We start from the raw sequence: 6246 nt of genomic DNA, 5'->3' as shown, positions 1-6246 counted from the left end.
GTCCGGCACCGGGTCACCGCGGGGCGAGCCGGGCGCCGGGTCACCGCGGACGAATGCGATGCCGGGCCACCGTGGGGACCGGCGATCCCGCGCGAGCCCGGCACACAGACCGCCCACGATCCCGCGCGAGCCCGGCACACCGCCCGCGATCCCGCCCGAGCCCGGCACACAGACCGCCCCCGATCTCGCGCGGGCCGGGCGCGCGGAGCCCGGCCAACCTGCGGGATCGGGGCGGCCTGATCGGCGACCGCGCGGGCGACGCCCTCTACGGTGGTTACCGCGGCCCGGTTCACGCCGGGTGGGCGTGGGCGTGCGCTGATGCCCGGCCGGACCGCCGCCCGGACGACGAGGGGGACGCATGACCGAGGGCGCCGTGTCCCGGCCGGTGCGGGTCCTGCTCGCCGACGACCAGCCGCTGCTGCGTACCGGATTCCGGATGGTGCTCGGCGCGGAGGACGACCTCGACGTGGTGGGTGAGGCCGGCGACGGCGCGGAGGCGGTGGAGCTGTCCCGGCGACTGCTGCCCGACGTGGTGCTGATGGACATCCGGATGCCGCGCCTGGACGGGGTGGCCGCCACCCGGGCGATCGTGTCGGCCCGGCTGCCGGTACGCGTGCTCGTGCTCACCACGTTCGCGCAGGACGAGCACGTCGTCGGGGCGTTGCGGGCCGGGGCGGGCGGCTTCCTGACCAAGGACGTGCCGGCCGAGGACCTCGTGGCCGCGATCCGCACGGTGGCCGCCGGGGGCGCGGTGATGTCCCCGCGCGTCCTGCGCCGGCTGCTGGACCGGTTCGCCCAGGTGCTGCCGGACCCGGCCGTCGCACCGGCGCGGGCGCTGGAACCGCTGACCGACCGGGAGCGCGAGGTGCTCACCCACATGGCGCGCGGACTGTCCAACGCGGAGATCGCCCGGGTGCTGTCGGTCAGCGAGACCACCGTGAAAACCCATGTCGGGCATGTGCTCACGAAGCTACGGTTGCGCGACCGGGTGCAGGCGGTCGTGCTGGCGTACGAGACGGGCCTGGTCCGTCCCGGCGGCTGAGGTGGCGCGGGTCACCTACCGTGACCAGCGGCGGGGCTGATGTGTTGACCATCACGCCGGGTGAGGCCCTGACGTCGGCGTCGCCTGCCGGTCAGGGGTCACCCTGAGCCCGGATGGGGGTCGACCCTCACCGGAAGATCGGCACGGATTCCACCCCAGGTCGGAGGGTTTACGGGCTCCCGACCCCGAGGATGGATTCCGCCGCACCGGCCAGCGGGGGCGGTGCGGCATGAGAACGACAGACGGAAGAGGTAGATGACGTGACCGCGACGGTAGGCCGACAGCAGGCCGCGGCCCGGGCGAACGACGTGTGGAAGGTGTACGGCAGCGGCGAGGCGCAGGTCGTCGCGCTGCGGGGGGTGAGCGCCGAGTTCGAACGCGGCCGGTTCACCGCGATCATGGGGCCGTCCGGCTCGGGCAAGTCCACGCTGATGCACTGCCTCGCCGGTCTGGACACGGTGACCAAGGGCACGGTCATGATCGGCGACACCACAGTGACCGGGCTCAACGACTCCGGCCTGACGAAGCTGCGCCGCGACAAGGTGGGCTTCATCTTCCAGCAGTTCAACCTGCTGCCCACGCTCACCGCGCAGGAGAACATCCTGCTGCCCCTGTCGATCGCCGGGCGCAAGCCCGACCCGGCCTGGTACGACACGGTGATCGACACGGTCGGCCTGCGGGAGCGGCTCGGGCACCGCCCGGCGCAGCTCTCCGGCGGACAGCAGCAGCGCGTGGCGTGCGCTCGGGCGCTCGTCGCCCGCCCCGAGGTGATCTTCGCGGACGAGCCGACCGGCAACCTGGACTCCCGCTCCGGCGCCGAGGTGCTGAAGTTCCTGCGCAACTCGGTCCGCGAGCACGGCCAGACCATCGTGATGGTCACGCACGACCCGACCGCCGCCGCGTACGCCGACCGCGTGGTGTTCCTCGCCGACGGGCAGATCGTCTCGGAGCTGATCGAGCCGACCGCCGAGACGGTGCTGGACACGATGAAGAAGCTGGACGCCCCGGTCGAGGTGGGCAACTGATGCTGCGGGCAACGCTCAAGAGCCTGCTGGCGCGCAAGCTGCGCCTGCTGCTGTCCGGCCTGGCGGTGGTGCTCGGCGTCATGTTCGTCTCCGGCGCGTTCGTGCTCACCGACACGCTCGGGCGGTCCTTCGACGCGGTCTTCGCCGACGCGTACGCCGAGGTCGACGTCAGCGTCGAGGCGAAGCCGAAGATCGACGTCTCCACCGCGGAGGGCATGCCGCTGAGCACCCCGATGCCGGCGTCGGTGCTCGACCGGATCAAGGCGGTGCCCGGCGTCGCCGACGCCAAGGGCGTGGTGGCCGCCGACGGCGCCCGCATGATCGGCAGCAACGGCAAGGTGGTCACCTCGTTCGGCCCGCCGCAGCTGGGCCAGAACTGGCTCGGTGAGAGCGACCTGGTGGAGATCCGCGAGGGCCGCGCGCCGCAGGCCGACGACGAGATCGTGATCAACACCGCGCTGGCCGAGGCGGGCAAGGTCAAGGTCGGCGACCGGGTCGGCGTGCTGACCCTCGCCCCGAAGAAGGAGTTCACGCTCGTCGGCGTGTTCGGCTACAGCGGCGGCCGGGACTCGATCGGTGGCGCCAACGAGGTCTACTTCACCACTCCGGTGGCGCAGCAGCTGATGCTGGGCGAGCCGGACGTGTTCAGCAACGTCAGCGTCCAGGCCGCCGACGGCACCACGCCGGAGGCGCTGCGCGACGAGGTGGCCCGGACGCTCGGCGCCGACTACCAGGTCAAGACCGGCGAGCAGCTCGCCGCCGACGCCTCGGCCGGCCTCAAGGAAGGGCTGTCGTTCTTCAACAAGATCCTCCTCGGGTTCGCCGCGGTGGCGTTGCTGGTCGGCACGTTCCTGATCCTCAACACGTTCTCGATCATCGTGGCGCAGCGCACCCGTGAGCTGGCCCTGATGCGGGCGATCGGGGCCAGCGGCAAGCAGGTCATCGGCTCGGTGGTGCTGGAGGCGCTGGCTGTCGGCCTGATCGCCTCGGTGCTGGGGCTCGCCGCCGGCATCGGTGTGGGCGCGCTGCTGGCGTACCTGTTCGGGCAGCTCGCCGGGGGTCTGACCCTGGCCGGGCTGGGCGTGCCGGCCTCGGCGGTGATCGGCGCGTTCGCGGTCGGCATGCTGATCACGGTGATCGCCGCGCTGCTGCCGGCGCTGCGCGCCTCGCGCATCCCGCCGATCGCCGCGATGCAGGACGTCGCCACGCCGGACCGGCCGCTCACCAAGGTCACCATCGGCGGTGCGGTGGTCACCGGCATCGGCGCGGTGCTGCTGTTCCTGGGTCTCGGCGGGCACGCCGGCGACAGCACCCTGGCGACCATCCTCGGCGGCGTGCTGTTCGCGTTCATCGGCGTGGCGCTGCTGACGCCGGTGATCAGCCGGCCGGTGGTCGCGCTGCTCGGCGCGATGTTCTCCTGGTCGGTGCCGGGCAAGCTGGGCCGGCTCAACTCGGGCCGCAACCCGCGTCGCACGGCGATCACCGCGGCCGCGCTGATGGTGGGCATCGCCCTGGTCACCGGCGTGACGGTGATCCTGGACTCGGCCAAGGGCAGCATCGGCAAGCTGGCGGAGGACAACATCAAGGCGGAGCTGGTGATCTCCGGGTCTACGACCGGCCCGCGCCCGGCGAGCTTCGACCCGGCGGTCCTGGAGAAGGCCGCCGCGATCCCGGGCGTGCGGATGGTCAGCGGCGAGTACGGCGACATGGCGGTGGTCGGCGGCGAGCGGACCTGGGTTGCCGCGTCGAGCAACGTGGCCGCGCTCCAGCAGATCTTCGGGGCGAAGGCCACCGCCGGTGACATCAGCAGACTGGCGCCGGATCAGATGCTGGTCAGCTCCGACACCGCGAAGGCACGCAACCTCGCCGTCGGTTCGACGGTGCCGGTGCAGCTGTCCCGCGGTGAGGCCCGCACCTACACGGTCAGTGGCATCTACGAGAGCTCGCAGCTGACCAACCCGGTGACGCTGCCGCCGCAGGCCACGGCGGACTTCGCCATCCCGCAGCCGATCCAGGGCTTCCTCCAGCTGGCCCCCGGCACGTCGGTGGGCGCCGTGCAGCCGCAGGTCGAGCAGCTGCTGGCGGACAGTCCCGAGGTGTCGGTGGCCGACCGGGCCGCGTTCATCGAGCAGCAGACCGGGCAGCTGGACTCCCTGCTCCAGATGATCCAGATCCTGCTGGCGCTGGCCATCGTCATCGCGGTGCTGGGCATCATCAACACGCTCGCGCTGTCGGTGCTGGAACGGACCCGGGAGCTGGGCCTGCTGCGGGCGATCGGCCTGCGCCGCGCCCAGACCATGCGCATGATCACGGTCGAGGCGGTGGTGATCTCCATCTTCGGCGCGCTGCTCGGCGTGGTGGTCGGCACCGGTCTCGGCGCGGCGGTGGTCGAGGCGCTCAAGGACGAGGGCATCACCGACCTGATCCTGCCCTGGGGTCAGATGGTGACGTTCCTGATCCTGGCCGCGGTCATCGGTGTGGTCGCCGCGGTGCTGCCGGCGATCCGCGCCGCGCGGATCAACGTCCTGGGCGCCATCGCCCACGACTGACACGGCGGGAAGGGGCCCCTCCCGACGGGAGGGGCCCTTTTCGCTACCGGTTGAGCAGCGCCGCGAGCAGCTCCAGGTCCGCCCCGGTCAGGCTCTCCACCTGGTGTACGCCGTCGGCGGGCGCCAGCGGCACCTCGGCCGGTACGGCCAGCACCGCCGCCCCGGCGGCGAGCGCGCTCGCCACGCCGGTCGGTGAGTCCTCGATCGCCACGCACCGCTCGACCGGCACTCCCAGCAGCCGCGCGGCGGTCAGGTACGGCTCGGGGTGCGGCTTGGCCGCGTCCACCTCGTCACCGCAGACGACCGCGTCGAAACTGTCCCGGCCCAGCGTGTCCAGCGCCACCTCGACCAGGGACCGGCCGCTGGAGGTGACCAGCGCGGTGGGGATGCCGGCGTCGCGTACCGCGCGCAGCAGCGCCAGCGCGCCCGGACGCCACTGCAGCCCGGTGCGGAACAGCTCCAGGATCCGGGCGCTGATCCAGTCGGCGCTGGCCTGCACGTCCCGCTCCGGCTGGCCCAGGTCGTCGTGCACGATCCGCATCGCGTCGGCCATGCCGGTGCCGACGATCTCGCGGCGGGCGTCGTCGGACAGGACACCGCCGTACACGGCGGCCAGTTCCTGCAACGCGACGTCCCACAGTTTCTCGCTGTCGACCAGGGTGCCGTCCATGTCGAAGAGCACGGCGGCGGGGTGTGGGCTGCTCAGCGGGGGCCTCCTTCGGTACGCGTACCCCGCCGATCCTGCCAGCCGCGCCCGGTGCGCCCGCCACCGTCCCCGATCGGGGTGACCCGCGGCATCACCGGAGGCCGCAGGCGCCGAGCGACTTCTCGTAGCCGCGGAAGAACGAGTCGCTGCGCTGCTCGGCGGTGCCGTGCGAGCCCTCGGCGAACCACGGCTGGTCGGGGTCGTCGCCGACCGCGAGCAGCCCTTCCCGGAACTCCTCCAGGTCACCGTCGGCCAGCTCCAGCGCCCCGGAACGCACGCTGTCCCCGAGGTACGCCCCGGCCATGCAGTCGGCCTGCAACTCCTGCTGGATGGTGAAGTTGTAGCGGATACCCAGCCGCACCTGCATGCCGTGGGCGTACTCGTGGCCGAGCAGGTAGAACAGGAACGCGTCGCCGATCTGCCGGAACGCCGCCACCGACCAGTTCACGTCGTAGGCGATGAAGTCGCCGGCCGAGCAGTACACCGCGTTGTTGCGCGGCAGCCCCTGCCCGGCGCAGGCCACCTCGCCCTCGCGGCTGTAGGGCACCACCCGCCGGATCGGGGTGAACCGCTGACCGGAGGCGCGGAACTGCTCCGCCCAGTAGCGTTCGGCCAGCCGGACCGCGTCCTGGATGTCCTGCTTGAACTCGGCCACGCTCGTCGTGCCGTCCGCGCGGGTGGTCTGCGACTCGGGCTGCGCGCTACGCGGGGGTGCGGGCTGCTGCGGCTCGCCCTGGTCGTAACCGCCGGCCATGCAGCCGGCCGCCACCAGCGCGGCCACCACCAGCCCGGCGATCGGCCCGCGCCCCTGACGTCCCGCCCTGTCCCCCACCGTGACCTCCCGGCTGTCGCACCCGTGTCCCGCAGCAGTACCCCCGGCAGGCTCCGGTGATACTCACCGGCTCTCACGTACCGCCGCCGGGA

5 protein-coding genes are annotated in these 6246 nt (G+C 72.5%); 3 read left to right on the top strand and 2 right to left on the bottom strand.

Annotated elements, in window-relative coordinates; all coding sequences use genetic code 11:
* Positions 1-358 precede the first annotated feature (358 nt).
* From EAD96_RS17650 to EAD96_RS17640, 3 genes are all read left to right on the top strand, one after another.
* The gene (locus tag EAD96_RS17650) at positions 359-1042 is read left to right on the top strand and encodes a response regulator transcription factor (RefSeq protein WP_120570083.1); all 684 of its coding nucleotides are present in this window, start codon (positions 359-361) and stop codon (positions 1040-1042) included.
* A gap of 260 nt (positions 1043-1302) precedes the next feature.
* A complete protein-coding gene (locus EAD96_RS17645) occupies positions 1303-2067 on the top strand; it encodes an ABC transporter ATP-binding protein (protein ID WP_121685085.1) in 765 nt (254 codons plus the stop codon).
* Positions 2067-4616, top strand: coding sequence for an ABC transporter permease (locus EAD96_RS17640; RefSeq protein WP_121685084.1), 2550 nt, complete (start codon positions 2067-2069; stop codon positions 4614-4616). Before EAD96_RS17645 ends, EAD96_RS17640 begins: the two co-directional genes overlap by 1 nt.
* 43 nt (positions 4617-4659) lie before the next feature.
* On the opposite strand, the gene EAD96_RS17635 is transcribed toward EAD96_RS17640, so the two are convergent.
* Positions 4660-5298, bottom strand: a complete 639-nt coding sequence (locus EAD96_RS17635) for an HAD family phosphatase (protein ID WP_120570086.1) — start codon at positions 5296-5298, stop codon at positions 4660-4662.
* 115 nt (positions 5299-5413) lie between these two features.
* Positions 5414-6154, bottom strand: a complete 741-nt coding sequence (locus tag EAD96_RS17630) for a neutral zinc metallopeptidase (RefSeq protein ID WP_121685083.1) — start codon at positions 6152-6154, stop codon at positions 5414-5416.
* Between the last annotated feature and the right edge of the window lie 92 nt (positions 6155-6246).

Origin of the sequence: Micromonospora sp. BL1 (assembly GCF_003667485.1) — a bacterium.
Classification (GTDB): Bacteria; Actinomycetota; Actinomycetes; order Mycobacteriales; family Micromonosporaceae; genus Micromonospora; species Micromonospora tulbaghiae.
This window is presented reverse-complemented; position numbering and strand designations above follow the sequence as displayed.

What these genes read in the sequence shown, in the direction of transcription:
- EAD96_RS17650 (WP_120570083.1), top strand. Translation starts at nt 359, where the DNA reads ATGACCGAGGGCGCCGTGTCCCGGCCGGTGCGGGTCCTGCTCGCCGAC.
- EAD96_RS17640 (WP_121685084.1), top strand. Translation starts at nt 2,067, where the DNA reads ATGCTGCGGGCAACGCTCAAGAGCCTGCTGGCGCGCAAGCTGCGCCTG.